Origin of the sequence: Pseudomonas aestiva (genome assembly GCF_039908605.1) — a bacterium.
In the GTDB taxonomy this organism is placed as follows: domain Bacteria; phylum Pseudomonadota; class Gammaproteobacteria; order Pseudomonadales; family Pseudomonadaceae; genus Chryseomonas; species Chryseomonas aestiva.
The window spans coordinates 2,756,526-2,780,364 of record NZ_CP150916.1; the positions used below are offsets into that span (position 1 = coordinate 2,756,526).

General features: G+C 67.5%; 26 protein-coding genes. 20 read left to right on the forward strand and 6 right to left on the reverse strand.

Annotation, left to right across the window (positions count from 1 at the left end; all coding sequences use genetic code 11):
* Positions 1–7: 7 nt before the first annotated feature.
* The 7 genes from AABM56_RS12860 to AABM56_RS12890 all read left to right on the forward strand — a co-directional run bounded on the left by AABM56_RS12860 (position 8) and on the right by AABM56_RS12890 (position 6,842).
* Positions 8–835, forward strand: a complete 828-nt coding sequence (locus AABM56_RS12860; protein ID WP_347883321.1) for a phosphodiesterase — start codon at positions 8–10, stop codon at positions 833–835.
* Between the two features lie 179 nt (positions 836–1,014).
* Entirely contained in the window at positions 1,015–1,701 is a 687-nt protein-coding gene (locus tag AABM56_RS12865) for a GntR family transcriptional regulator (RefSeq protein ID WP_347883322.1), read from the forward strand.
* Between the two features lie 40 nt (positions 1,702–1,741).
* A complete protein-coding gene (locus AABM56_RS12870) occupies positions 1,742–2,548 on the forward strand; it encodes an ABC transporter substrate-binding protein (RefSeq protein WP_347883323.1) in 807 nt (268 codons plus the stop codon).
* A 12-nt stretch (positions 2,549–2,560) separates the two neighbouring features.
* Positions 2,561–3,328: an amino acid ABC transporter permease gene (locus tag AABM56_RS12875; protein WP_132832225.1), complete on the forward strand. Its 768-nt coding sequence runs from the start codon at positions 2,561–2,563 to the stop codon at positions 3,326–3,328.
* Between the two features lie 2 nt (positions 3,329–3,330).
* A complete protein-coding gene (locus AABM56_RS12880; protein ID WP_187979483.1) occupies positions 3,331–4,107 on the forward strand; it encodes an amino acid ABC transporter ATP-binding protein in 777 nt (258 codons plus the stop codon).
* 13 nt (positions 4,108–4,120) lie between these two features.
* A complete protein-coding gene (locus AABM56_RS12885; RefSeq protein WP_347883324.1) occupies positions 4,121–5,209 on the forward strand; it encodes a polyamine ABC transporter substrate-binding protein in 1,089 nt (362 codons plus the stop codon).
* Between the two features lie 16 nt (positions 5,210–5,225).
* Complete coding sequence (locus tag AABM56_RS12890) at positions 5,226–6,842, forward strand: gamma-glutamyltransferase family protein (protein ID WP_347883325.1); 1,617 nt, start codon at positions 5,226–5,228, stop codon at positions 6,840–6,842.
* A gap of 41 nt (positions 6,843–6,883) precedes the next feature.
* On the opposite strand, the gene AABM56_RS12895 is transcribed toward AABM56_RS12890, so the two are convergent.
* Both AABM56_RS12895 and AABM56_RS12900 read right to left on the reverse strand, forming a co-directional pair.
* Positions 6,884–9,085: an OsmC domain/YcaO domain-containing protein gene (locus tag AABM56_RS12895; protein WP_347883326.1), complete on the reverse strand. Its 2,202-nt coding sequence runs from the start codon at positions 9,083–9,085 to the stop codon at positions 6,884–6,886.
* A gap of 109 nt (positions 9,086–9,194) precedes the next feature.
* Positions 9,195–10,073 carry a LysR substrate-binding domain-containing protein gene (locus AABM56_RS12900; RefSeq protein ID WP_347883327.1) on the reverse strand — a complete coding sequence of 293 codons (879 nt, stop codon included), beginning with the start codon at positions 10,071–10,073 and terminating at the stop codon, positions 9,195–9,197.
* 106 nt (positions 10,074–10,179) lie between these two features.
* On the opposite strand from AABM56_RS12900, the gene AABM56_RS12905 reads away from it, so the two are divergent.
* From AABM56_RS12905 to AABM56_RS12925, 5 genes are all read left to right on the forward strand, one after another.
* Entirely contained in the window at positions 10,180–11,124 is a 945-nt protein-coding gene (locus AABM56_RS12905; RefSeq protein ID WP_347883328.1) for an NmrA family NAD(P)-binding protein, read from the forward strand.
* Between the two features lie 72 nt (positions 11,125–11,196).
* Entirely contained in the window at positions 11,197–11,493 is a 297-nt protein-coding gene (gene bigR / locus AABM56_RS12910) for a sulfite-sensing transcriptional repressor BigR (protein WP_218568710.1), read from the forward strand.
* Positions 11,490–11,900, forward strand: a complete 411-nt coding sequence (locus tag AABM56_RS12915) for a YeeE/YedE family protein (RefSeq protein ID WP_133860818.1) — start codon at positions 11,490–11,492, stop codon at positions 11,898–11,900. The genes bigR and AABM56_RS12915 overlap by 4 nt, the downstream gene beginning before the upstream one ends.
* Positions 11,897–12,343, forward strand: coding sequence for a YeeE/YedE family protein (locus AABM56_RS12920; protein ID WP_263259408.1), 447 nt, complete (start codon positions 11,897–11,899; stop codon positions 12,341–12,343). The genes AABM56_RS12915 and AABM56_RS12920 overlap by 4 nt, the downstream gene beginning before the upstream one ends.
* Before the next feature lie 87 nt (positions 12,344–12,430).
* On the forward strand, positions 12,431–13,141 hold the full coding sequence (locus AABM56_RS12925; protein WP_347883329.1) for an SOS response-associated peptidase family protein: 711 nt from the start codon (positions 12,431–12,433) through the stop codon (positions 13,139–13,141).
* A gap of 52 nt (positions 13,142–13,193) precedes the next feature.
* On the opposite strand, the gene AABM56_RS12930 is transcribed toward AABM56_RS12925, so the two are convergent.
* On the reverse strand, positions 13,194–13,661 hold the full coding sequence (locus AABM56_RS12930; RefSeq protein ID WP_166655891.1) for a DUF1566 domain-containing protein: 468 nt from the start codon (positions 13,659–13,661) through the stop codon (positions 13,194–13,196).
* A 374-nt stretch (positions 13,662–14,035) separates the two neighbouring features.
* Between AABM56_RS12930 and AABM56_RS12935 the strand changes: the two genes are divergently transcribed.
* A complete protein-coding gene (locus tag AABM56_RS12935) occupies positions 14,036–14,596 on the forward strand; it encodes a hypothetical protein (protein ID WP_347883330.1) in 561 nt (186 codons plus the stop codon).
* Between the two features lie 333 nt (positions 14,597–14,929).
* On the opposite strand, the gene AABM56_RS12940 is transcribed toward AABM56_RS12935, so the two are convergent.
* Positions 14,930–15,916, reverse strand: coding sequence for a GlxA family transcriptional regulator (locus tag AABM56_RS12940; RefSeq protein WP_133860822.1), 987 nt, complete (start codon positions 15,914–15,916; stop codon positions 14,930–14,932).
* Between the two features lie 106 nt (positions 15,917–16,022).
* On the opposite strand from AABM56_RS12940, the gene AABM56_RS12945 reads away from it, so the two are divergent.
* Positions 16,023–16,571: a cysteine hydrolase family protein gene (locus tag AABM56_RS12945; RefSeq protein WP_133860823.1), complete on the forward strand. Its 549-nt coding sequence runs from the start codon at positions 16,023–16,025 to the stop codon at positions 16,569–16,571.
* Here the strand turns inward: AABM56_RS12945 and AABM56_RS12950 are convergent.
* Positions 16,556–17,203: a transferase gene (locus AABM56_RS12950; RefSeq protein ID WP_133860824.1), complete on the reverse strand. Its 648-nt coding sequence runs from the start codon at positions 17,201–17,203 to the stop codon at positions 16,556–16,558. The two genes, AABM56_RS12945 and AABM56_RS12950, sit on opposite strands and share 16 nt — an antisense overlap.
* Positions 17,204–17,284: 81 nt before the next feature.
* A complete protein-coding gene (locus AABM56_RS12955) occupies positions 17,285–17,932 on the reverse strand; it encodes a helix-turn-helix domain-containing protein (protein ID WP_347883331.1) in 648 nt (215 codons plus the stop codon).
* A gap of 146 nt (positions 17,933–18,078) precedes the next feature.
* Here AABM56_RS12955 and AABM56_RS12960 point away from each other — a divergent pair, with 146 nt between their 5' ends.
* From AABM56_RS12960 to AABM56_RS12985, 6 genes are read left to right on the forward strand one after another with little or no spacing between them, the layout of a single operon-like run.
* On the forward strand, positions 18,079–18,498 hold the full coding sequence (locus tag AABM56_RS12960; RefSeq protein WP_133860826.1) for a DUF2147 domain-containing protein: 420 nt from the start codon (positions 18,079–18,081) through the stop codon (positions 18,496–18,498).
* A gap of 21 nt (positions 18,499–18,519) precedes the next feature.
* Positions 18,520–19,404, forward strand: coding sequence for a TorF family putative porin (locus AABM56_RS12965; protein ID WP_133860827.1), 885 nt, complete (start codon positions 18,520–18,522; stop codon positions 19,402–19,404).
* A gap of 10 nt (positions 19,405–19,414) precedes the next feature.
* Positions 19,415–21,049, forward strand: a complete 1,635-nt coding sequence (locus AABM56_RS12970) for an FGGY-family carbohydrate kinase (protein WP_133860828.1) — start codon at positions 19,415–19,417, stop codon at positions 21,047–21,049.
* A complete protein-coding gene (locus tag AABM56_RS12975; RefSeq protein ID WP_133860829.1) occupies positions 21,046–21,702 on the forward strand; it encodes a class II aldolase/adducin family protein in 657 nt (218 codons plus the stop codon). The genes AABM56_RS12970 and AABM56_RS12975 overlap by 4 nt, the downstream gene beginning before the upstream one ends.
* A gap of 8 nt (positions 21,703–21,710) precedes the next feature.
* Positions 21,711–23,192 (forward strand): aminotransferase class III-fold pyridoxal phosphate-dependent enzyme, encoded by a 1,482-nt coding sequence (locus AABM56_RS12980; RefSeq protein ID WP_347883332.1) that lies wholly within the window; start codon positions 21,711–21,713, stop codon positions 23,190–23,192.
* 8 nt (positions 23,193–23,200) lie between these two features.
* A complete protein-coding gene (locus AABM56_RS12985; RefSeq protein ID WP_133860831.1) occupies positions 23,201–23,821 on the forward strand; it encodes a hypothetical protein in 621 nt (206 codons plus the stop codon).
* The last annotated feature ends 18 nt before the right edge of the window (positions 23,822–23,839 follow it).

Here is a 23,839-nt window from a genome sequence, read left to right on the forward strand (position 1 = left end):
GACCCCGATGTACGCGCCCTTCCTGCTGGCCCAGCTCAGCGACCTGCACATCAAGGCCGGCGGCCGGCTGTCCTACGGGGTGGTCGATACCCTCGGCGCCCTGCGCCTGGCGGTGGACCGCCTCAATGCCCTGCAACCGCGCCCGGACGCCCTGGTCATCACCGGCGACCTGGTGGACTTCGGCACCCCCGAGGAATACGCCACCCTGCGCGAGGTGCTGGCCGACCTTGCCATGCCCTTCTTCGTCATCCCCGGCAATCACGACGACCGCGCCGCCCTGCGCACGGCTTTCGCCGATCACCCCTATCTGCCGGCCCGGGGCACCCTGGACTGGCAGCAGGACTGCGGCCCGCTACGGCTGATCGGGCTGGATACCCATATTCCCGGCGAGCACGGGGGGTGTCTCGACGCCGCGCAACTGGCCTGGCTCGACGCCCAGCTCAGCCAGGCACCCGACCAGCCGACCCTGGTGCTCCTGCACCATCCGCCGTTCCCGGTCGGCATCGGCCATATGGATCGCATCGGCCTGGACGGCGGCGCCGAACTGGAAGCCGTGATCCGCCGCCATCCCCAGGTGGAGCGGCTGCTTTGCGGTCATCTGCACAGGCTGATCCAGCGCCGCTTCGGCGGCACCCTGGCCTGCGTCTGTCCCGGCGTGTCGCACCAGGTCGACCTGGACCTGCGCGAAGCGGCGCCGTCGCGCTTTCGCCTGGAGCCGCCGGGCCTGCTGCTGCATCGCTGGGCGGATGAGGCCCTGGTGACCCACCATCTGCCGCTGGGCAACTATCCGGGGCCCTACCCCTTCTTCGCCGCCGATGGCCAGTTGCTGGACTGACACCGCCCCGTTTCGGGTCCTGAGGTAGCAGAGCGGCCGCTGCTGCGACCCAGCGTGGTGCAAAAGGTAACGCCGGCGCCTGACGGCGCGGACCTGCGGCCCAGCGCTGGCAAGCACTGGGCTCCCTGGCATGAGCCTTGCCTTGGCAGATTGGATACAAAAATCCAGGAAGCCAGTCCATGCCGCTCTCCGCCCTGTCCCGCTCCACCGCCCTGAGTGCCGAAGAAGAGGCCTATCGCCATCTGCTGCAGGCCATCTGCGCCGGGCACTATCGCAATGGCGAGCGGCTGATCGCCGAGGACATCGCCACCACCCTGGGCATGAGTCGCATGCCGGTGCGCAGCGCCTTCCAGCGCCTCGCCGCCGAAGGCCTGGTGATCCTCCGGCCGCATCGCGGCGCGGTGGTCAGCGGTCTGGACCTGGAGGACATGCGCGAGGTGTTCGAGATGCGCAGCGCCCTCGAAGGCCTGGCCATCCGTCTGGCCACGCCCCATGTCGGCCCCCGCGAGATGACGCGCCTGGAACGCCTGCTGGAAGACCTGGACGACGAGCAGGAACCCGGCGCCTGGGTCGCCCAGCACCGCGCCTTCCACGAATACCTGTGCGGCCTGGCCGGTCGGCCGCGGCTGCTGCGCCAGATCAATGGCCTCTATGCCCTGATCGAGCCGCACATGCAGCTCTGGCTGCACGTCGATCGCCCCCAGTCGGCCCGCGACGAGCACGCGCCCATCCTCGCCGCCCTGCGCGCCGGCGATGCCGCCGAAGCCGAGCGGGTGTTGCGCGAGCACATCGAGGGCACGGTGCCCGACCTGCTGACCTTCATCGAACGATCGGGCGACCAGACCCGAAGTACGCCCCCGCGCTGAGCCATCCGCCCTGCCCACCCCCGTCCTTCCGGAGAAGACCATGACCCGCCACCGGCTTTCCTGCAGTCTGCTCGCCCTGACCCTCGTCGCCGGCTTTACCCAGGCCGCCCCGCAGATCCCCGAGCGCCTGGCCAAGGCGTCCAAGATCACCTATTGCGGCGCTCTCGACACCCCACCGATCGGCTTCTTCGACGAAGCCCAGAAGCCCAAGGGCCTCACCGTCGACCTCGGCGCCGAGATCGCCAAGCGCCTCGGCGACAAGAAGGTCGACTGGCGCGTGGTGCCCTTCTCCGGCCTGATCCCGGCGCTGCTGGCCGGCCAGTGCGATCTGCTGATCGACCAGCTGTTCGACAAGCCCGAGCGGCGCCAGGTGATCAACATCGTCAACTACATGTACTCCAGCCAGGCGGTGGTGGTGCCGGCCGGTAACAAGGCCGGCATCCACACCCTGGACGACCTCGCCGGCAAGAAGGTGGCGGTGCTCAATGGCTCCACCATCCGCACCCTGCTCGACGCCCACAACGAGGAGCTGAAGAAGGCCGGCAAGGCGCCCATGAAGCTGGTCGCCTACAACAGCGACACCGACGCCTTCCAGGCCCTGCGCCTGGGCCAGACCGACGCCTACGGCACCACCGTGGAAACCGCCGCCTACTACCAGGGCGTCGCGCCCGGGCAGTTCGAGACCGGCGTGCCGGCCTTCGCCCGCATCCTCACCGGGATCGGCGTGCGCAAGGACGACAGCCAGCTCAGCAGCGCCCTCACCCAGATCCTCGCCGACATGAAGGCCGATGGCAGCTACGCCACCCTCATGGCCAAGTGGCACCTGGAAGGCGACAAGCTCGATTAAGGGACGGCCACGATGAACTTCAGCTGGGATGTGTTCTGGCAGTACCTGCTGCACCCGAGCGACGTCTACCTCTACGGCCTCGGGCTGACCTGCGTCATCGCCATCGGCGCCATGCTGCTGGGCTGCGCGCTCGGCCTCCTGGCGGCGCTGGCACGGCTGTCGCGCTACCGGGCGCTGCAATACCCGGTGCGCTTCTATGTCTGGCTGATGCGCGGCACGCCGCTGCTGGTGCAGATCGTCTTCCTCTACACGGCCCTGGCGGCCGGCGGCATCTTTCGCTTCGAGGACCTGGACCTGGGCTTCCTGGTGATCCCGGGCAACATCCAGGCGGCCATCATCGCCCTAGGCCTCAACGAAGGCGCCTACATGGCCGAGATCATCCGCGCCGGCATCGGTGCGGTGGATCGCGGCCAGTACGAGGCGGCACGCTCCCTGGGCATGACGCCGGCCAAGCTGATGCGCCGCATCGTGCTGCCCCAGGCGCTGCGGGTGATCATCCCGCCGCTCGGCAACGAGTTCAACGTGATGCTCAAGAACACCACCCTGGTCAGCGTCATCGGGGTGCAGGAGCTGCTGCTCAGCACCCAGATGATCACCTCGGCGACCTTCCGCGTCTTCGAGCTGTACCTGGTGGTGGCCATCTACTTCCTGGTCCTGACCACCCTCTGGGGCTTCTTCCAGGCCTGGCTGGAGCGGCGCTTCGGCAAGGCCGACGGTCACCGGCCCACCGCCACCGGCCGGCTGTTCAGCCTGCAGGGCTTCAAGCTACGGGGACGCTAGCCATGACGACCACGCAAGAATCTGTGATCCAGGCGCTGGAGGTGCACAAGGCCTTCGGCGAGCTGGAGATCCTCAAGGGCGTGACCCTGGAGGTGCGCCGTGGCGAGGTGGTGGTGCTGATCGGCGCCTCCGGCTCGGGCAAGACCACCTTCATCCGCTGCCTCAACCACCTGGAAGACATCCAGGGCGGCACCATCCGCGTCAACGGCGAGCTGATGGGCTTTCGCGAGCGTGCCGATGGCTCGAGAGTCAGGGACTCCGAGCGCAATATCGCCCGCCGCCGCCGCGACATCGGCATGGTGTTCCAGAGGTTCAACCTCTTCCCGCACATGACGGTGCTGGAAAACATCATCGAGGCGCCGATCCAGGTGCTGGGCGTGGCGCGCGCCGCCGCCGTGGAACAGGCCCGCGCCCTGCTCGCCCGGGTGCGGCTGTCCGACAAGGCCGAGCACTATCCGGCGCAACTCTCCGGCGGCCAGCAACAGCGCGTGGCCATCGCCCGCGCCCTGGCCATGAAACCCCAGGCCATGCTGTTCGACGAACCCACCAGTGCCCTCGATCCGGAAACCGTGGGCGAGGTGCTGCAGGTGATGAAGGAGCTGGCCGAAGACGGCATGACCATGGTGGTAGTGACCCACGAGATGGGCTTCGCCCGCGAGGTGGCCGATCGCGTGGTGGTGCTGCACCAGGGCGAACTGATCGAAGAAGGCCCGCCGGCCCAGGTGTTCGGCAATCCCACCCATCCGCGCACCCGCGAATTCCTCAGCCGCGTGCTCTAGACCGGAGACCTCCATGGCCGTTCGTCCCCTGCTGGCCGTCCTCGCCCTCTGCCTGGCGCCCCTGACCCAGGCCGCCGAGTCCGAGGTCCGTTTCTACAACTGGTCGGACTACATAGGTCCGGACACCCTCAAGCAGTTCACCGAGGCCAGCGGCCTCCAGGTGCGCTACGACGTCTTCGACACCAACGAGATGCTCGAAGCCAAGCTGCTGTCCGGCCACTCCGGCTATGACCTGGTGGTGCCGTCCAACCAGTTCCTCACCAAGCAGATCAAGGCGGGTGCCTACCAGCCGCTGGATCGCAGCCGGCTGTCCAACTGGCAGCACCTGGATCCACGGCTCATGCAGCGCCTGGAAGCGGCCGATCCCGGCAATCGCTACGCCGTCCCCTACCTCTGGGGCACCGTGGGCATCGGCTACAACGCCGCCAAGGTCCGCGCCGCCCTGGGCGATGGCGCCCCGGTGGATTCCTGGGACCTGCTGTTCAAGCCGGAGAACCTGGCCAGACTCAAGGGCTGCGGCGTGGCCCTGCTCGATGCGCCGCAAAAGGTCTTCGCCCAGACCCTGCACTACCTGGGCCTGGACCCCAACAGCCGGAATCCCGAGGACTACCGCAAGGCCTCCGCGTTGCTGCAGCAGCTCAAGCCGTCGGTGACCTATTTCAGCTCCAGCAAGTACATCACCGACCTGGCCAATGGCGACGTCTGCGTGGCCATGGGCTATTCCGGCGATGTCCTGCAGGCCCAGAGCCGTGCGAGAGAAGCCGGCAAGGCGAGCGACGTGCGCTACGTGATCCCCAGGGAAGGCGCCAATCTCTGGTTCGACATGCTGGCCATCCCCAAGGACGCCAAGAATCCCCAGGGGGCCCTGGCGCTGATCGACTACCTGCTGCGCCCCGAGGTGATCGCCCCGGTCAGCGACTATGTCGGCTACGCCAATCCCAACCGCGACGCCACCGCCCTGCTCGATGCAAAGGTCCGCGACAACCCGGGCATCTACCCGAGCGCGGCCATCGCCGAGCGCCTCTACGTCTCCGCCGATCTGCCGCCGCAGATCCAGCGGCTGATGACCCGCGAGTGGACCCGCATCAAGACCGGACAATGACCTCGAAGAGCCTGCCATGCTGAATTTCTCTGCTCACGACTACCCCTACGCCTCGCAACGCCAGAGCGTCTTCGCGCGCAATGGCATGGTCGCCACCTCCCAGCCGCTGGCCGCCGAAGCCGGCATCACCATGCTGCGCCAGGGTGGCAACGCCATCGATGCGGCCATCGCGACCGCCGCGGCCCTGACCGTGGTGGAACCTACCGGCAATGCTATCGGCGGCGATGCCTTCGCCCTGGTCTGGGTCAAGGACCAGCTGCACGGCCTGGACGCCAGCGGCCATGCCCCGGCCAGCCTCGACATCGCCACGGTCAAGGCCGCCGGCCACGAGCGCATGCCTGTGCACGGCTGGCTGCCGGTCACGGTGCCGGGCTGCCCCGCGGCCTGGGCCGAGTTGTCGCGGCGCTTCGGCAAGCTGCCCTTCTCCACCCTGTTCGAACCCGCGATCGCCCTGGCCCGCGACGGCTTCCCGGTGTCGCCGGTGGTCGCCCACCAGTGGCGCATCGCCCAGGCCGAGTACCAGGCCAGCCGGGACCAGTCCCCCGAGCTGGCGGCCTGGTTCGACACCTTCCTTATCGACGGCCAGGCGCCGGTCGCCGGCCAGCTATACCGCAATCCGGCCCAGGCCCGCACGCTGGAGGAACTGGCGCAGACCCGCTGCGAGAGCTTCTACCGGGGCGCCATCGCCAAGCGCCTGGCGGACCATGCCGCGGCCAGCGGCGGCCAGCTGAGCGCAGCGGACCTGGCTGGCTACCAGCCGCGCTGGGTGGAGCCGATCAAGGTCGACTACCGCGGCTATCAGGTGTGGGAGATTCCGCCGAGTGGCCAGGGCCTGATCGCCCTCATGACCCTTAACATCCTCAAGGGCTACGACTTCGACCAGCGCGACAGCCAGCTCACCTGGCACCGCCAGCTGGAAGCCATGAAGAAGGCCTATGCCGACGGCCTGCACTACATCACCGATCCCGAGCACATGAGAGTCGCCGCCAGCGTCCTGCTGGACGACGCCTACGCCGACCGCCGCCGCGCCGAGATCACCGACCAGGCCCAGCCGCCGCTGCATGGCGATCCCCAGGCCAGCGGCACCGTCTACATCGCCACCGCCGATGGCGAGGGCAACATGGTGTCCTTCATCCAGAGCGCCTACCACGGCTTCGGCTCCGGCGTGGTGCTGCCCGACAGCGGCATCGGCCTGCAGAATCGCGGTTCGGAATTCAGCCTGGATGCCGGCCACTCCAACGCCCTGGCGCCGGGCAAGCAGACCTTCCACACCATCATCCCGGGCTTCCTGAGCAAGGGTGACGTGCCCATCGGTCCCTTTGGCGTCATGGGTGGCTACATGCAGCCCCAGGGCCACGTGCAGATGGTGATGAACCTGGTGGACTTCGGCCTGAATCCCCAGGCGGCGCTGGACGCCCCGCGCTGGCAGTGGCTGGGGGAGATGAAGGTCGGCATCGAACAGGCGGCTTCCCGCGCCCTGGCCAGCGGCCTGGCGCGGCGCGGTCACCAGATCGAGATCGCCCACGACTCCACCGACTTCGGTCGCGGCCAGATCATCGTCCGCGATTCGCAGACCGGCGTGCTCTGCGGCGGCACCGAACCGCGCGCGGATTCCCATATCGCGGTCTGCTGACCGCCGGAACGGCCCCGCCCGGCTCCGGGCGGGGCGCCCCCTCAGAGCGCGATACCGGCCGCCCTGGCCCGCGCCGCGTGCAGCTTGCGATAGCTGTCGATCAGCCGCAGGTGCTTGTCGAGGCCTTCCAGCCTGAGGCTGGTGGGCGTCAGGCCAGGGAAGCGCACCTTGCCCGAGACCGAACCCAGGGCGGCGTCCAGGCGCTCCTCGCCGAACATCCGGCGGAAGTTGACCTCGAAGTCGGCCAGTTCCAGTTCGTCGTCCATTTCGACTTCCAGCACCGCATTGAGCGCCTGGTAGAACAGGCCGCGCTCCAGGGTGTTGTCGTTGAACTGCAGGAAGGTCTCGACCTCTTCCTTGGCCTCTTCGAATTGCTGCAGCGCCAGGTGAATGAGCAGCTTGAGCTCCAGCACGGTCAGCTGGCCCCAGACGGTGTTCTCGTCGAATTCCACGCCGATCAGGGTGGCGATGCGGGTGTAGTCGTCCACCTGGGTATCGTCCAGGCGTTCGAGCAGGGACTCCAGGGCCGCATCGTCCAGCTGGTGCAGGGTGAGGATGTCCTCGCGCACCGCCAGCGCCTTGTTGGTGTTGTCCCAGATCAGGTCCTCGACCGGATAGATCTCCGAATAGCCGGGCACCAGGATGCGGCAGGCCGGCGCGCCCAACTCCTCGTACACCGCCATGTAGGCTTCCAGATCCCGTTCGGCGAGGATGCCGAACAGGGTGGCGGCCTCCTGGGCGGTGGCGTCTTCGTCCTCGCTGGAGAAATCCCAGTCGACGAAGTCATGGTCGGCCCTGGCGCTGAAGAAGCGCCAGGAGACCAGGCCACTGGAGTCGATGAAGTGCTCGACGAAGTTGTTCGGCTCCATCAGCGCCTGGCTCTCGAAGGTCGGCTGCGGCAGGTCGTTGAGGCCCTCGAAGCTGCGGCCCTGCAGCAGCTCGGTGAGACTGCGCTCCAGGGCAATTTCCAGGCGCGGATGGGCGCCGAAGGAGGCGAACACCCCGCCGGTGCGCGGATTCATCAGGGTCACGCACATCACCGGGAATTCGCCACCCAGGGAGGCATCCTTGACCAGCACCGGAAAGCCCTGGGCTTCCAGGCCGCGAATACCCTCGACGATGGCGGGATAGCGCGCCAGCACCGCCTCGGGCACGTCGGGCAGCGCCAGTTCGCCTTCGAGGATCTCGCGCTTCACCGCCCGCTCGAAGATTTCCGACAGGCACTGCACCTGGGCTTCGGCCAGGGTGTTACCCGCGCTCATGCCGTTGCTGAGGTAGAGGTTCTCGATCAGGTTCGAAGGGAAGTACACCACCTCGCCATCGGACTGGCGCACGAAGGGCAGCGCGCAGATGCCGCGCGCCACGTTGCCGGAGTTGGTGTCGTGCAGGTGCGAGGCGCGCAATTCGCCTTCCGGGTCGTAGAGCTTGCGGCAATGGCGGTCGAGGATCTCCCGGGGCAGCGCGTCCTTGGGCCCGGGCTGGAACCAGCGCTCGTCGGGGTGGTGGACGAAGGCCGCGTTGCCGATGGCCTCGCCCCAGTACTGGTCGTTGTAGAAGAAATTGCAGTTGAGGCGCTCGATGAATTCGCCCAGCGCCGAGGCCAGGGCCGCTTCCTTGGTCGCGCCCTTGCCGTTGGTGAAGCACAGCGCGGACTGCACATCGCGCAGGTGCAGCGACCAGACGTTGGGCACGATGTTGCGCCAGGAGGCGATCTCCACCTTCATGCCCAGGTCAGCGAGGATGCCGGAGAGCTTGGCGATGGTCTCTTCCAGCGGCCGGTCCTTGCCGGGGATGTAGGTTTGGCTACCGGTATCGCTGGGCAGCAGCAGGGCCTGGGCATCGGCGTCCAGACTCTCCACCGCCTCGATGATAAAGTCGGGGCCGGCCTGCACCGCCTTCTTCACCGTGCAGCGGTCGATGGACCTGAGGATGCCCTGGCGATCCTTGTCGGAGAGATCCGCGGGCAGCTCGACCTGAATCTTGAAGGTCTGTTTGTAGCGATTCTCCGGGTCGACGATGTTGCTCTGCGCCAGGCGGATGTTGTCGGTGGGAATGTCGCGGGTCTGGCAGTAGAGCTTGACGAAATAGGCCGCGCAGAGCGCCGAGGACGCCAGGAAATAGTCGAAGGGACCCGGGGCCGAGCCGTCACCCTTGTAGCGGATGGGCTGATCGGCGATCACCGAGAAGTCGTCGAACTTGGCCTCGAGCCTCAGGTTGTCGAGAAAATTGACCTTGATTTCCATGCACAGCATTCCGGTTTGGAGACAGATTGGCCGCCATTATCCGGACAAAGGGGCGCGGGCGATATGCAGGCCGTCGTCTCGTGGACCCCGGGGCAGGCCTCGTCAGTCGTTAGTCCAGCAGAAAGATGCCGTCTGGATACCGTGCGCAGAGGAAGTCGACAAAGGCCTTCACCTTGGGGCTCTGCAGTCGTCGCGAGGTGTGCAGCACCCAGAGTTCGGTCTCACCGGCGAGGGTGCCCCAGCGCCTGAGCGCGCCTTCGTCCAGCTGACGTTGCACCAGCGAGAGCGGCAATAGCGCTGCACCTGCACCGGCCAGTACCGCCTCGCGGATGGTCAGCAGCGAAGTCAGCTGCAAGACCGGCTGGGGCAGGAAGCGCTCCCCGCCCTCCGTCAGCGTCCAGACCTCGCCCTCGCGCTGGCCGGGCATGACCACCGCAGGCAGAGGCGCAGGCTCGGCACCAGCCGTCAGAGGGCCTTCGAGGCCCGGGGCGCCGACCAGCACCCGGCGGTCCCGGGCGAAGCAGCGACCCACCAGGGCGCTGTCGGGCGCGGGATTGATACGAATGGCCAGGTCGAAGTGTTCCTCCACCAGATCGACCAGGCGATCCTCGGCCACCGCCTCGATCAGGATCTCCGGGTACTGCCGGCGGAAATCCGCACTCAGCCGGCCCAGCGCCACCTGGGAAAACAGCAGTGGCGCCGCGATGCGCAACCGCCCGCGTGGCACCGCCACCCCCTCCTGCACGGCCGCCAGCGCCTCCTGCAACTCGCGCAGCGGCCCCAGGGTCCGGGCCGCCAGGTCGGCACCGGCAGGCGTCAGGACGAGACTGCGTCCACCCCGCTCGATCAGCCTGACGCCCAGGGCGACTTCCAGTTCGGCCAGTCGCCGCGACAGGCTGGCCTTGGGTCGACCACTGGCGCGACTGGCCTTGCCGATGCCGCCGTGGGTGGCGATGAGCTGGAAGTCGAGGAGCAGACTGAAGTCCAAGGCACTGTCTCGATTGTGGAACGGTATGTCCCTATCCTAGCGGCTATTGGTTCGATATGGGACGACTTAAGGTGGCTCTACCCCTCACCCACCTGGAGTTACCGACATGACCATCCTCGTCACTGGCGCCACCGGCCGCGTAGGCCGCCACCTCGTGCAACAGCTCGTGCAGCGCGATGCCAAGGTGCGGGTGCTGACCCGCACTCCGGCCAGCGCCGATTTTCCTGCCACCGTCGAAGTCATGCAGGGCGACCTGCTCGATCTCGCCGCCCTGCGCCGCGCCTTCGCTGGCGTGTCCACCCTTTTCCTGCTCAACGCCGTGACCGGCGACGAATTCACCCAGGCGCTCATCACCCTCAACATCGCCCGGGAAAGCGGCGTCGAGCGGGTCGTCTACCTCTCGGTCTTCGGCGCCGACAGCGCGGTCAACGTACCGCACTTCGCGGTGAAATTCGGCGGCGAGCGGATGCTGGACGCCATGGGTTTCAGTGCCACCGTCCTGCGGCCCACCTACTTCATCGACAACGAGGTCATGATCAAGGACATCATCCTGCAGCATGGGATCTATCCCATGCCCATCGGCAGCAAGGGCGTGGCCATGGTCGACGCCCGGGATATCGCCGAGGTCGCAGCGCTCGAACTCATCCGCCGCGATCAGGCGATCGACAAGCTGCCCAGCGAAACGATCAACCTGGTCGGCCCGGACAGCCTCACAGGCGCAGGCGCCGCGGCGATCTGGAGCGAACTGCTGGGCCGCCCCGTCCACTACGCCGGTGACGATCCGCGCGGCTTCGAACAGAACATGGCGACCTTCATGCCGGCCTGGATGGCCTACGAGATGAGGCTCATGGCCGAGCGCTATGTCAGCGACGGCATGTTGCCCGAGCCCGGCGACCGCGAACGGCTGGTCCGGCTGCTGGGGCGACCGCTGCACAGCTATCGGGACTTCGCCAGGGCGCTGATCGGCTGGCGGGTATCACCCTGGCGCTGGGTGGCTCGACAGTGCACGCTTGCCAACGAACATTATACGTTATATAAAAATGTATATTGACCTGACCTAGGCGCGTTCAAGATGACTCCTCCCACCCGGCCCCTCCCCGGCGGCATCCTCTCCCCTCAAGACATGCAGGCGCGAGCCCAGGAAGTGGCCGCCCTGCTCAAGACCCTGGCGCATCCGGTCCGGCTGCTGCTGGCCTGCGCCCTCGCCGAAGGTGAATACGCAGTCGGCGAACTGGAGGCCCGCCTGGACATCCACCAGCCCACCCTTTCCCAGCAACTCGGCGTGCTGCGCGAGGCTGGTCTGGTCGCCACCCGCCGCGAGGCCAAGCAGATCTTCTACCGGCTCACCGAAGACAAGGCCGCCCAGCTGTTGCAGGCGCTCTACCAGATCTTCTGCCAGCCCGAGAGCCAGACGCCATGATCCTCGACTCCTATATGCCCGCCCTGGGTGGCGGTCTGCTGCTGGGCCTGGCCGCCAGTTTGCTGTTGCTGGTCAACGGCCGGATCGCCGGCATCAGCGGGATCTTTGGTCGGCTGCTCGGGGCGCAACAAGCCGGCACCGGCCTGGTCTTCGTGCTGGGTCTGGTGCTGGGGCCGTTGCTGGTGAGCGGCTTGCACGCGCGTCCTTCCCTGACCGTGGACGCGACCTGGCCCCAACTGCTACTGGCCGGGCTGCTGGTCGGCTTCGGGACGCGGCTGGGCTCGGGCTGCACCTCGGGCCATGGCATCCTCGGCGTGGCCCGCGGTTCACGCCGCTCGCTGGCCGCCACCGCCGTCTTCCTGGCCTGTGGCCTGGCCACGGCCACCCTCCTGGGGCTGCTGCGATGAAATCGTGGCGGCTGGTTGTAGCGCTGCTGGCCGGCCTGGTCTTCGGCAGCGGCCTGGCCCTCTCGGGGATGCTCGATCCCGCCCGCGTACTAGGTTTTCTCGACCTCGCCAGCGGACGCTGGGACCCTAGCCTGCTGTTCGTCCTGGGCGGCGCCCTGCTGGTGGCGCTGCCCGCGGTCCAGCTCCAGCGCCGGCTGACGCGCCCCCTGCTCGACAGGGCTTTTCACCTGCCGCCCACCGTACCCGTCGACCGCCGCCTGCTGCTGGGCGCCGCGCTCTTCGGCCTGGGCTGGGGGCTGGCCGGGCTATGCCCCGGGCCCGCGCTGGCAGGCCTGGGGCTGGGTATCGCCAAGGTCTATGGCTTCGTCGCGGCGATGGTCGTGGGGATGGTGCTGCATGACCGGGAGCTGGCCCGACGCGAGACGGCGGCGCCCAAGGCCTGAGCGCCAGGTACTTCGGGCGTGAGGCGTGGTCCTAGGTAGGGATGCGGGGGCATTTCAACCTGCGTCTCCCGCGCACAGGAGCATCCCATGTGTGGCCGCTTTGCCCAGTACCGTTATGCCCTCGATTACCTGGACGCCCTGGGCGCCGCGCCTGCGGATGTCCGCACCGGCCTGGAACCCCGCGCCCTGGGTCGCTACAACGTGGCGCCGGGCACCCGCGTCCAGCTGCTCCACCAGCAGCAGGACGGCCTGCACCTGGACCCGGTGCTCTGGGGCTACCAGCCCACCTGGGCGCGCCAGGCCAAGCGTCCGCCGGTGATCAACGCGCGCGTCGAAACGGCGGCCACCAGCCGGATGTTTCGCGGCCTCTGGAAGAACGGCCGTGCTCTGGTGGTCGCGGATGGCTGGTACGAGTGGAAAAAGGACCCTACAGATCCCAAGCTCAAGCAGCCCTACTTCATCCGGCTGAAAACCGGCGAGCCGCTGTTCTTCGCAGCCATCGGCCACTTCCGGCCAACTGACCAGGCACCTCAGGAGGATGGTGGCTTCGTCATAGTCACCGCCGCCTCCAACGCCGGCATGGTCGATATCCATGACCGCCGCCCGCTGGTCCTGCCGCCGGCCGTGGCCCGCGAATGGCTGGACCCCGACCTGTCCATGGAGCGCGCCGCCGAGATTGGTGAGATCGAAGGAACGGCGGTGGAGGCCTTCGACTGGTATCCGGTCGGCAAGGCCGTGGGCAGCGTGAAAAACGATGGGCCCGAACTGCTGGAGCGGATCGCCGAGCCGGTGGTGTAGGCGCGATCAGCGTGATCCTTGGCATCCAGCCCGCTGCGCCCGTGGTCAGCCCTTACTGTCTATTGCCTTTGGCATTTTTGACCAGCAAGACGCCAAGACCGAAGCCAGCGGAGTGCATGTCCAGACCGCCAACGCTGAAATTGAGGAAGTAGAACATTCCCGGCAAGGCTTCCGAAGTCGTCCAGATCTTCGCGCCTTCGCCGAAATCCGCCGCTGCGACATTGGGAAAGACGCGTCGATCGAGTTTCAGGCCTGCGCAGCTATCCACCAACAGGGTTTCCAGCTCAGGCTCCGTGGGCAGACGCCACTCGCCGGGAACAGCCTGAGCGGCGCGCTGGGCCTCCTTCTGGGAGTACCCCTTTGCCACACCCTCGCAACCCTTGGTCCGTGCGTTCCAGGTCGTTCCCAGCAGACAACGCTTCCAGACCAGTTGGGCCTGGCTGTCCAGGGCGCTGTCGCCCGCGATCTGCAGTTGTATTGGCGGATGCTCGACGCAGGTGGCTGCTACAGCCGAATTCAACAGGAGTCCTCCCAAACACGACAACCCCACTACCAGCCTCATCAATACCCCTAGCAAAATAAATACTCCAGAACGCCAAACAACAAATAAGACTAAATAAACGAGCGCGTGTATATCACGAAAAGCAAACAACAAAAATACTACGAACGCACTATCAACGATTTATAAGCCATTGATGCTGAGGTATTTATCCAAACTTCGACGCTTTTTTCTTAAGATCTTAAGCTTGCAGCCGTCCTTTGCGATAATTTAGAACCACGTCAGCAAAATTATAGAAACTTATCGCCAGAAGAATGGGTACGCTGGCCGAAGCACGATTCCAGCGACTTATCCATGACTCCAACCGTATCATCTTCGTTAAATGGCCAAGCTCGATGAAAATCATACTGATGCGCCATGGCAAGCCGGCGCTGAAGAGCGGTCCCGCCATGGCTTCCTCTGCCATGGCGCGCTGGATCTCGGACTATGATCGGTCCGAAATAGGCACGGATGCCCCCACTTTGGAGGCAATAGCCGCAGTCAGCGATATCGGGCTGACAGCCACCAGCACTGCCCCACGCGCCCTGACCTCTCTTGCCGCGCTGGACATAGCACCAACCATCATGGATTCGGTCTTCTGCGAGGCAGTGCTGCCCGTAGTGAGCGTTCCGATTCTGCGCCTGTCGCCCTTCTCCTGGGCGTTCGTCTTTCGTCTGCTCTGGCTTTGCGGGCTGGCGAAGGAGCAGGAGTCCTATGCCCAGGCAAAGGAGCGGGCGCACCAGGCGGCGGATCAGCTCGTCGCGCTGGCCGGGCGCACCTCGGGAAGCGTATTGCTGCTAGAACACGGCTTCATGAACCGCCTGATCGCCAGGCAGCTGCAGCGTGGCGGCTGGGCCGAAACAAGTAATAGCGGTAGTAGCTACTGGAGCGTTGCCGTCTATGAAAAGGTAGGGTGAAGCCTTCTTCGGTAAGCGCCTTTGACCAAGGACGGGTAACGTTCCCCTGTGCGGTTCTTCGCCAGAGCGCCGGAACGGTCTTCCCGCCTCCATCTTTTGCGCCTGGTGCAGGGTGTCTTCCACCCGCGAGCGCTCGGCCACCTTGGCGACGACCCGCGTCTCGAGGGTCTGGTTGAGTTCGGACAGCGCCTTCTCCGCCAGTTTTCGCCCGGAGATATCGGCGCAGGTGCCGGTAACATGGCACGGATGGCCGCCCACATCGCGGAAGACCTTGCCCTTGCCAGGCGCCGACTCCACCCCCAGATGACGATGCCTTACCGCAACGCGGCCAGTCTACCGTCCGCTCGCCACACCCCCGAACCGCCGCCGATAATCCCCCGGGCTCAGCCCCACCACGCGGGTGAAGACCTTGCGGAAGGCACCCGGATCGCTGTAGCCCACTTCCCAGGCGACCCGTTCGAGGGGCAGGCGGCTGGCCTGCAGCAGTTCCCGGGCACGACCGACGCGCAGTTGCTGGCCGTAAGCGGTGGCGGTCATGCCGGTGGCCTGGCGAAAGCGGCGCAGAAAGGTGCGCGGTTCCAGGCCGGCGCGGCGGGCCAGGGTGTCCAGAGCGATGTCCTGGGCGCCGCTTTCCTGCAGCCACTCCTGCACGGCGAGGATGGCGCTGTCGCCGTGGCTCAGGCGCGGGGAAAAGGCGCTGTAGTAGCGCTGCTGTCGACCCGGCGGGTCGATGACCAGGATGCGCGCGGTGTCGAGCATCCGCTTGGCGCCCAGGTAGCGATCGACCAGGCGCAGGCCGAGGTCGGTCCAGGCCATGAGGCCGCCCGCGGTGACGAGATCCTCGCCATCGATGAGGAGCTGGTCGGCGTCCAGGTTGACGGCAGGAAAACGCGCATTGAAGCGCTCGACATGGAGCCAGTGAGTGGTGGCGGTGCGACCGTCGAGCAAGCCGGTTTCCGCCAGCAGAAAGGCGCCTGCGCAGATCGAGGCCAGACGCACGCCGCCGTCATGCTGGCGACGTAGCCACTCGCGATAGGGCGCAGCGGCCTCCGCTGTGATCGGCTCAGCCAGGCTGGGTGGCAGGATCAGCACGCTGGGTGAGCCGCTCGCTGCGGGCAGCGAGTCGTAGACCCGGCTGGGCGCTGCTGCGCCCTCCTCCAGCCGCCAGTGGCTGACGCGCAAGCGGGGCCGCTCGGCATCCTCCGCCGTTCCCGTGAAGCGCCCGGCGATCTCGAACAGATCGGTGAGGCCGTGCACCGTCGCCCATTGCACACCGGGATAGAGCAGCAGACCGAGTTCGATCGGCGGTTGATCGTGCATGTGTCGCTGGCGCCCCTGAAGTTGTCGGTCACGCCTCTTCGCCCGGAGGCGCGGCTGGCCAATCATGGCCGGACCCAAACCTGAAGCATCTTCCGAGGGGCTGGACATGAGCAAGCACGCCGTCGTCGTCATCGATCTGCAGAACGAATACCTTCCCAGCGGCAAACTGCCCCTCAGTGGCATCGAGGCCGCGGTCGCCAAGGCCGCGCGGATCATCGCCCACGCCCGCGACCAGGGCATTCCGGTGATCCATGTGCAGCATCAGTCGCTCAGCGCCGAGGCGCCAATCTTCGTGCCCGGCAGCGACGGCATCGAAATCCAGGCCGCCGTTGTGCCCCAGGCCGGCGAGCCGGTGGTGGTAAAGCACTATCCCAACGCCTTTCGCGAAACCAACCTGAAACAACTGCTGGACCAGCGCGGTATCGAGTCACTGGTGGTGGTGGGGGCCATGAGCCATATGTGCATCGATGCCGGCGTGCGCGCCGCAGCCGACCTGGGGTACGCCGTGACCGTGATCCACGACGCCTGCGCCACCCTGGATCTGGAATTCGGGGGCGTCAGGGTGCCGGCCGCCCAGGTGCATGCCGCCCTGATGGCGGCCCTGGCCTTCGCCTATGCGACGCTGGAAGCCACCGACACCTATCTAGCCGGCTGAGAGGGCGCCGCGCCCGTGGCGGCGTCCGGCACCCCCTGGTCGATCAGTTCCAGCCGCGCGACCCGGGTGCCTGGCGGCAGCAGGGCGCCCGGCGCGATGACCGCATTGGCGCCCAGCCGGCAGCCGTCGCCGATCAGGGCGCCGAACTTGACCACCCCGGTGTCTATCACCTGGTCGCCGTGGCGGATGCGGATGAGCGCGCCCTCACTTTCGTTGCGGTAGTTGGCGACGATGGCCCCCGCCTCCAGATTCACCCCGCTGCCGATCAGCGAATCCCCGACGAAGTTGAAGTGGGCGAGCTTGCTACCGTCCAGCAGCAAGCTGCTCTTCAGCTCGCAGGCCGGGCCCACCACGCAGTGAGCGCCCAGATGGACACCGCCGCGCAGATAGGCGCCTGCCGCCACCAGGCTGCCGGGGCCGATGATGACCGGTCCCTTGAGTACGGCACCGGGCTCCACCACCGCCGTTTCGTGGATGGCGCTGTCGCCCTGGCGGCGATAGCCGGGACCGAGCCGCGCCAGCAGCAGCCTGACCCGATGCTCGCAGGCGCCGGTATGGGTCCAGGGCTGAGCGGGTTCCAGACCCAGGGTGGGCCAGGCAGCGATGAAGGTGGCGATATCCAGATCAGGCATGACGGGCCTCGGCAGTGGTGGAACACCTGCCGATTCTGACCTGAGTCCCCCGCCTGATGCTCGCCCCGGCGGGCGAAAGATTCAGCCGTCGCGCAGGCGCCCCAGATGACCGCTGAGCATGGCCGCGACGGTGCGGCAGGTGCTTTCCGTCGGCAGCTCCTCATCGAACAGCAGCTCCACGGTGGAGTGGATCAGCTCGACCACGATCCGCGCGACCTGGGCGACGGTGGCCGGCGGCACGCCAGGCAGCAGCAGCACCAGCAACGTGGTCTGCTGCGCCGCCACCCGGCGGTGCGAATCCAGGCGCACGTGCTCCAGCGAGGGCACCGCGCGCAGCGCCTTGAGGATCCACATGCCCCCGGCGGTCTCGGCGGTGACCCGATAGGTATCCAGCAAAAGCCCGGTCAGGACGTCTTCCACCCGCTCCAAAGGACCGGCCAGCAGCTCGGCATTGATCCGCCCATCTATCTGCGCATTCTGCTTTTCCAGCAGGCGCCGACCCAGCTCCTCCAGCAGGGCGTACTTGTTGGGAAAGTAGCGGTAGAGCGCCGGCGGGGTCAGCCCCGCGCAATCGCAGACCAGATTGGTCGACAGCCGCTCGATGCCGACCTGACAGAGCACCTCCGCCGCCGCCGCCAGGATGCGTTCGTAGGTTTCCGCTGCCCGCTGCTGGCTGGGGCGGGCCTTGGGCGTGGCGCGGGAGGATGGAGCGGACTCTTTGGCGACCATGAAAAAGCTCTCGGCTGAACGAAAAAACCCTTGATGGGCAGTAAAATGATAGTTATAACTATCGTGTAGCGATAACTATCATATCAGCAACAGCGTTGCCTTACTGCCTGCAGCCACAACCACAACAATCAGCAGGAGTCTCCTCCATGAAAACACCCCTCGCGCTCGCCGCCGCCTTATTGGCGCTCCCCCTCGCCCCCGTGCTGGCCGCCGACACCGCACCGGTCCAGGGTCTCTGGCTGACCGCCGACCAGGGCGCCGCGGTCAAGGTCATGCCCTGCGCCGACAACGCCGGTGCCCTGTGCGGCACCATCGTCTGGGACAAGGACGCCGGCAATGCCCATGACACCTGCGGCACCCGCATATTCCAGATGAGTCGCGACGACGGCGGCACCTGGCGCGACGGCTGGGTGTTCGATCCGCGCGATGGCAAGAAGTACAAGGGCTACGTCCGCCTCAAGGGCGACGACCTCAACATCCGCGCCTATGTCGGCACCGAGGTGCTCGGCAAGACCGAACAGCTCACCCCGCTGAGCGCCCTTCCCGCCACTCCGCACTGCAGCTAAGCCACCGCAAGGAGCGACCCCATGAACCGGATTCTTCACCGCACCCAGGCGGCGGCCCTGCTGTGCCTGAGCGTTCTCGGCAGCGCGGTCCAGGCCGACGACGACCTGGCCAGCTATGCCCTGACCATCACCCCGCGTCTGCTCTCGGACGTGCGTAACCGCGGCATCTCCGACTCGCTCAATCGGCCGGGGGCGAAGGTCACCGTGGAATTCGCCCACGAAAGCGGCCTGATCGGCCTGGCGGAAATCGGCACCGTGAGCAAGAAGCAGTTCATCGACGGCGATGGCGCCAACGTGCTGCTGGCCGGCGGCTACCGCTTCGGCGATCCGGAGGCCTGGCACTTCGGCGTCGGGCTGGCCGGGGAATTCTTTCCCGGCGCCCACTTCAAGGCGCCCAGCCGCATCGATCCGGAGACCGGCGCCCCCGATGGCTTGCGTAGCACCAACTACAACAGCCAGTTCGCCGTGCTGGAGATCGGCTACGGGGCCCTGCAGGGGCGCATCCTCAACGTGCTCTCGGAAAACTACCGCGGCGCCAACACCGCCGGGGTCTGCGGCGCCCAGCTGCAATTCAATCCCGACCCGACCAAGGGCCTGGAGTGCTATGCCAAGGGCGAGCACAACTCCCGCGGCAGCCTGCTCTACGACCTGGACTATCGCTACGAGCTGACCCCGCGCACCAGCCTCAAGCTGCACGCCGGCTACCAGCAGATCCGCAACTTTTCCGAGGCCAACTTCAGCGACTACGGCGTGGGCCTGGTGCATCGCCACTGGGGCTTCGACTTCGGCCTGGACTACCTGAGCCCCCATACCCGGGCGCGCGAACTCTATATCGCCGAAGACGGCGACCATCAGCGCGCGACGGACGAGGCCCGCTGGGTGCTGTCCGTGGCCCGTCCCTTCTGAGCCGGCGCCCATGAAACCTCACGTCTTCGCCACGCCGCCCGCACCGGCCCAGGCCACCGCCCTCGACGGCCTGGTGCTGGTGGTGGACCTCGGCACCTCCGGCTGCAAGAGCGCCCTGGTCACCCTCGGCGGCGAGGTGGTCGCCTGGACCTTCCATGGGGTCAGCCTGTACGTCGAAGGCCACAGCGCCGAACAGGAGCCGGAAGACTGGTGGCAGGCCTTCCTGCGCGGGGCCGGCGAATTGCTGGCGGCGGATCCAGCGCGGCGGCGGCGGGTGGTGGCGGTGTGCTGCTCGACCCAGACCGAGGGCACGGTGTGCGTGGACGCCAACGGCCAGGCCCTGGGCCGGGCGCTGCTCTGGCTGGACATGCGCGGCGCCGAATCCGTGGCGCGGCGGGTCGGCGGCGGCCGGCTGAAGGTGGCCGGCTACTCGCCGTTCAAGCTGTGGCGCTGGATCCGCCTCACCGGTGGCGCGCCCTCGCTGTCGGGCAAGGATTCGGCGGGCCATATCGCCTACCTGCAGGACCATCAGCCGGAGCGCTATGCGCGCACGGTGAAGTTTCTCAATGTCCTCGATTTCATGAATCTGCGCCTCACCGGGCGCTGCTGCGCCACCGCCGATTCCATCTGCACCGCCTGGATCACCGACAACCGCGATTCGCGCCAGGTGAAGTACGACGCCGGGCTGATCCGCACCCTGGGCTTCGACCGCGACAAGCTGCCCGACCTGGTGGATTCCGCGGAGGTGATCGGCACCCTGACCGGCGCGGTGGCCGACCAGCTCGGCCTGCCGCGCAGCACCCCGGTAGTGGCCGGCTCGGTGGACACCTCGGCGGTGGCGGTGGGCTCCGCGGTGGAAGACTTCGCGCCGCACCTCTACCTGGGCACCTCCTCCTGGCTGGGCGCCCATGTGCCCTTCAAGAAGTCCGATGTCCTGCGCCACATGGCCGCCGTGCCCAGCGCGGTCAAGGGCCGCTACCTGGCCATGGCGCTGCAGACCGCGGCGGGTGCCAACCTGTCCTTCCTGCGCGACAAGGTGCTCTACCACCCGGACGAACTCCTCAGCGACGAACAGCACCCGGATCTCTATGCCCTGCTCGACCGCATCGCCGCCCGGGTGCCGGCCGGCGCCCGCGGGCTGCTCTACACCCCCTGGCTGTATGGCGAGCGCAGCCCGGTGGACGATCCCAGCCTGCGCGCGGCGCTGATCAACCTGTCGCTGGAGCACACCCGCGAAGACATCATCCGCGCCTTTCTCGAAGGGGTGGCGCTCAACACCCGCTGGATGCTGGAACCCTTCGGTCGCTTCCTCGGCCGCCGACCGGAGCGGATCACCGCGGTGGGCGGCGGCGCCCAGTCCAATCTCTGGTGCCAGATCATGGCCGACGTCACCGGCCACGTGATCGCCCAGCCCGATGCGCCCATCCAGGCCAATGCCCGGGGCTCGGCCTATATCGCCGCCGCCGGCATCGGCGCCCTGACCTTCAGCGATGTGCCGGCGCTGCAGCGACCGCCGCGCCTCTACCAGCCCTGCCCCCAGGCGCGGGCGCGCTACGACGACAGCTACGCCACCTTTCTCGAAGTCCGCCGGCGCCTGGCGCCGCTCTACCGCCGCCTCAACCCCAACCAGGGAGCCCGACCATGAGCGATACCCTCGAAGCGCGCGAACAGGTGGTCGATCTCTGCCTGCACCTGGTGCGCCGCGGCTTCTTTGCCGCCACCGGCGGCAACCTGGCGCTGCGCCTGGACGCCGAGCGCATCGCGGTGACCCCCTCCGCCCTCGACTACTACCAGATGGGCGCGGAAGACGTCTGCATCCTGCGCCTGGCCGACCTGCACCAGCTCGAAGGCGATCGCGCGCCCTCGGTGGAAACCGGGTTGCACGCCCGGGTGCTGCGGCGCTTTCCGGCCGCGGGCTGCAGCCTGCATACCCACCAGCCGCTGGCCAGTGCCTGCACCCTGCTGGGCGAGGCCCTGAGCGTCGACGACCCCGAGCGCTGGCCCGAACTGGGCCGCCGCCTGCCGCTGGTGGGCTATGCCCCCTCCGGCACCGGCTGGCTGGCCAAGCGCCTGGATCGCGCCCTGAGCGCCGAGAGCCCGGCCTATCTGCTGCGCAACCACGGGGTGCTCTGCTACGGCGCCAGCGCGCGCCAGACCCTGGCGGTGCTGGAGCAGCTGGAAGCCTTCTGCGAGCACTACCTGGTCGACCGTATCGCCAACCGCCCCGGCGTCTCCGCCGCCGACAGCCTGGCGCGTCAGCGCCTGCTGACCACCCTCACCGCCTCCCTCCCGTCCTGAGGTCCGCCATGAACCAGCCCCTGACCACCCCGCCGCCCCTGGTGCCCACGCCGCCGGCGATTTCCGCCTGGCCGGATACCGAGACGCTCTATCGCCGTTTCGACGCCCTGGTCAAACAACCCATGCGCCCGTTGCGCCGCGATGCCCTGGCCAAGGTCATGGGCTATTTCGACGAGCGCTGCCAGGGCTCGCGGCGACTGGCGGAAGAAGCCAAGCGCTTCATTCCCGGGGGCATCCAGCACAACCTGGCGTTCAACCATCCCTTCCCGCTGGCCATCTCCCGGGCGGAAGGCGCCCACCTCACCGACGTCGACGGCAACCGCTACATCGACTTTCTCCAGGCCGGCGGCCCCACCCTGCTCGGCTCCAATCATCCGGGCGTGCGCGAGCAGGTCCAGCGCATCCTCGCCGAGTGCGGCCCGGTCACCGGCCTGCTGCACGAATACGAGGTCAAGCTCGCCGAACTGGTCTGCCAGAGCGTGCCCGGCATCGACCAGGTGCGGCTGCTGGGCTCGGGCACCGAGGCGGCCATGGCCGCGGTGCGCCTGGCACGGGCCTATACCGGGCGCGGCTGGATCATCAAGACCGGCGGGGCCTATCACGGCTGGAGCGATCAGCTGGTGTACGGCATGCGCCTGCCCGGCACCAGGCGCATGGAGGCCCTCGGCATTCCCCGGGGCGCCACCGCCCACACCCAGGAAAGCCCGCCCAACGACCTCGACGCCCTGCGCCGGCGGTTGCAACTCAATCGCCTGCGCGGCGGCACCGCGGCGGTGCTGGTGGAACCCTTCGGCCCGGAGAGCGGCACCCGCCCGGTGCATCCGCAGTTCAATCGCGAGGTGCGCAAGCTCTGCGACGAATTCGGCGCCCTGCTGATCTTCGACGAGGTGGTGACCGGCTTTCGCGCCGGCATGGGCGGTGCCCAGGGCTACTTCAAGGTGCTGCCGGATCTCACCGTGCTCGGCAAATGCCTTACCGGCGGCTATCCCATGGCCGGGGCCCTGGGTGGCAAGGCCGAGGTCATGCAGCTGCTGGTGGGCGGCATCGGCACCTCGTCGAAGCGCGCCTTCGTCGGCGGCACCCTGTCGGCCAATCCGCTGTGCTGCGTGGCCGGCTACTACGCCCTCAAGGAGATCCAGCGCCTCGACGCCGCCGGCCAGGCCGGTCGTGCCGGCGATCGGCTGCGCCAAGGGCTGGACGAGATCATCCAGCGCCGCAACCTGCCCTATGTCGCCTACAACCTGGGCTCCATCGTCCATCTGCAGACCTCCGGCGTGCTGCTGCTCGACACCGGCAACCCGCTCAAGCTGCTGCGGGTGCGCAACGAAGCCAAGGCGCGCAAGCACATGATGGAAGAGATGGGCGCGGCCTACACCGCCCATGGCCTCATCACCCTGGCCGGCAGCCGCATCTACACCAGCCTGGCCGACACCGACGCCGTGATCGACGACGCCCTGGAGCGTTTCGACCGGGTCTTCCAACTGGTATGAGGCCGCCCATGAAAGCCGAACTGCGCCAGCAATGGCTGGATCTGCAGCAACGTCTGGCCCGCCAGGGCGAACGCTCGGCCCTGGCCCTGTCGGTACGCATACCGGGGGCGGGCAGCCTCTGGTGCGGCACCCTGGGCGATGCCGCCCCCTACGAGATCGAGCTGACCCGCAGCAGCGGCGGCGCCCTCGATCACGCACTCATCTACCGCTCGCGACCGGATGTCGGCGCCATCATCCAGGGGGCCGGGCGCTATGGGCAGCATGTAGCGGACTTCGGCGGCCAGTTGCCACAGCTGTTCGACGAGCAGGCCCGGCACCTGGGCCGGATGGCGCCCGCGGTGACCAGGAGCAACGCCCTGGCGGAAGCCCTGGCCGACCAGGGCAACATCCAGCTGCTCGGCGGCCAGCCGCTGTGCCTGGGGACCACCGCCAGCCGCGCCGCCCTCAATGCCGAGCTGTTCGAGAAATGCGCCAAGGCCTACACCCTGGCCCAGGCCACCGGCGCGGCGCTCACCCGCCTGCCCTGGTGGGTGGTGCTGATCGCCACCCGCCGGCTCCAGCGCGACCAGTGCGCTGCCGCCGAGGCCTTCCGCCAGGGCCGGCTGCCGGCGGAAAGCCTCGGTTACTAGCCACTCATCGAAGGTAGA

What these genes read in the sequence shown, in the direction of transcription:
- AABM56_RS12985 (WP_133860831.1), top strand. Translation starts at nt 23,201, where the DNA reads ATGAAAGCCGAACTGCGCCAGCAATGGCTGGATCTGCAGCAACGTCTG.
- AABM56_RS12970 (WP_133860828.1), top strand. Translation starts at nt 19,415, where the DNA reads ATGAAACCTCACGTCTTCGCCACGCCGCCCGCACCGGCCCAGGCCACC.
- AABM56_RS12935 (WP_347883330.1), top strand. Translation starts at nt 14,036, where the DNA reads ATGAAAATCATACTGATGCGCCATGGCAAGCCGGCGCTGAAGAGCGGT.
- AABM56_RS12915 (WP_133860818.1), top strand. Translation starts at nt 11,490, where the DNA reads ATGATCCTCGACTCCTATATGCCCGCCCTGGGTGGCGGTCTGCTGCTG.
- bigR (WP_218568710.1), top strand. Translation starts at nt 11,197, where the DNA reads ATGCAGGCGCGAGCCCAGGAAGTGGCCGCCCTGCTCAAGACCCTGGCG.
- AABM56_RS12955 (WP_347883331.1), bottom strand. Translation starts at nt 17,932, where the DNA reads ATGGTCGCCAAAGAGTCCGCTCCATCCTCCCGCGCCACGCCCAAGGCC.
- AABM56_RS12860 (WP_347883321.1), top strand. Translation starts at nt 8, where the DNA reads ATGTACGCGCCCTTCCTGCTGGCCCAGCTCAGCGACCTGCACATCAAG.
- AABM56_RS12885 (WP_347883324.1), top strand. Translation starts at nt 4,121, where the DNA reads ATGGCCGTTCGTCCCCTGCTGGCCGTCCTCGCCCTCTGCCTGGCGCCC.
- AABM56_RS12880 (WP_187979483.1), top strand. Translation starts at nt 3,331, where the DNA reads ATGACGACCACGCAAGAATCTGTGATCCAGGCGCTGGAGGTGCACAAG.
- AABM56_RS12920 (WP_263259408.1), top strand. Translation starts at nt 11,897, where the DNA reads ATGAAATCGTGGCGGCTGGTTGTAGCGCTGCTGGCCGGCCTGGTCTTC.
- AABM56_RS12980 (WP_347883332.1), top strand. Translation starts at nt 21,711, where the DNA reads ATGAACCAGCCCCTGACCACCCCGCCGCCCCTGGTGCCCACGCCGCCG.
- AABM56_RS12905 (WP_347883328.1), top strand. Translation starts at nt 10,180, where the DNA reads ATGACCATCCTCGTCACTGGCGCCACCGGCCGCGTAGGCCGCCACCTC.
- AABM56_RS12895 (WP_347883326.1), bottom strand. Translation starts at nt 9,085, where the DNA reads ATGGAAATCAAGGTCAATTTTCTCGACAACCTGAGGCTCGAGGCCAAG.
- AABM56_RS12945 (WP_133860823.1), top strand. Translation starts at nt 16,023, where the DNA reads ATGAGCAAGCACGCCGTCGTCGTCATCGATCTGCAGAACGAATACCTT.
- AABM56_RS12965 (WP_133860827.1), top strand. Translation starts at nt 18,520, where the DNA reads ATGAACCGGATTCTTCACCGCACCCAGGCGGCGGCCCTGCTGTGCCTG.
- AABM56_RS12925 (WP_347883329.1), top strand. Translation starts at nt 12,431, where the DNA reads ATGTGTGGCCGCTTTGCCCAGTACCGTTATGCCCTCGATTACCTGGAC.
- AABM56_RS12865 (WP_347883322.1), top strand. Translation starts at nt 1,015, where the DNA reads ATGCCGCTCTCCGCCCTGTCCCGCTCCACCGCCCTGAGTGCCGAAGAA.
- AABM56_RS12940 (WP_133860822.1), bottom strand. Translation starts at nt 15,916, where the DNA reads ATGCACGATCAACCGCCGATCGAACTCGGTCTGCTGCTCTATCCCGGT.
- AABM56_RS12870 (WP_347883323.1), top strand. Translation starts at nt 1,742, where the DNA reads ATGACCCGCCACCGGCTTTCCTGCAGTCTGCTCGCCCTGACCCTCGTC.
- AABM56_RS12875 (WP_132832225.1), top strand. Translation starts at nt 2,561, where the DNA reads ATGAACTTCAGCTGGGATGTGTTCTGGCAGTACCTGCTGCACCCGAGC.
- AABM56_RS12950 (WP_133860824.1), bottom strand. Translation starts at nt 17,203, where the DNA reads ATGCCTGATCTGGATATCGCCACCTTCATCGCTGCCTGGCCCACCCTG.
- AABM56_RS12975 (WP_133860829.1), top strand. Translation starts at nt 21,046, where the DNA reads ATGAGCGATACCCTCGAAGCGCGCGAACAGGTGGTCGATCTCTGCCTG.
- AABM56_RS12890 (WP_347883325.1), top strand. Translation starts at nt 5,226, where the DNA reads ATGCTGAATTTCTCTGCTCACGACTACCCCTACGCCTCGCAACGCCAG.
- AABM56_RS12960 (WP_133860826.1), top strand. Translation starts at nt 18,079, where the DNA reads ATGAAAACACCCCTCGCGCTCGCCGCCGCCTTATTGGCGCTCCCCCTC.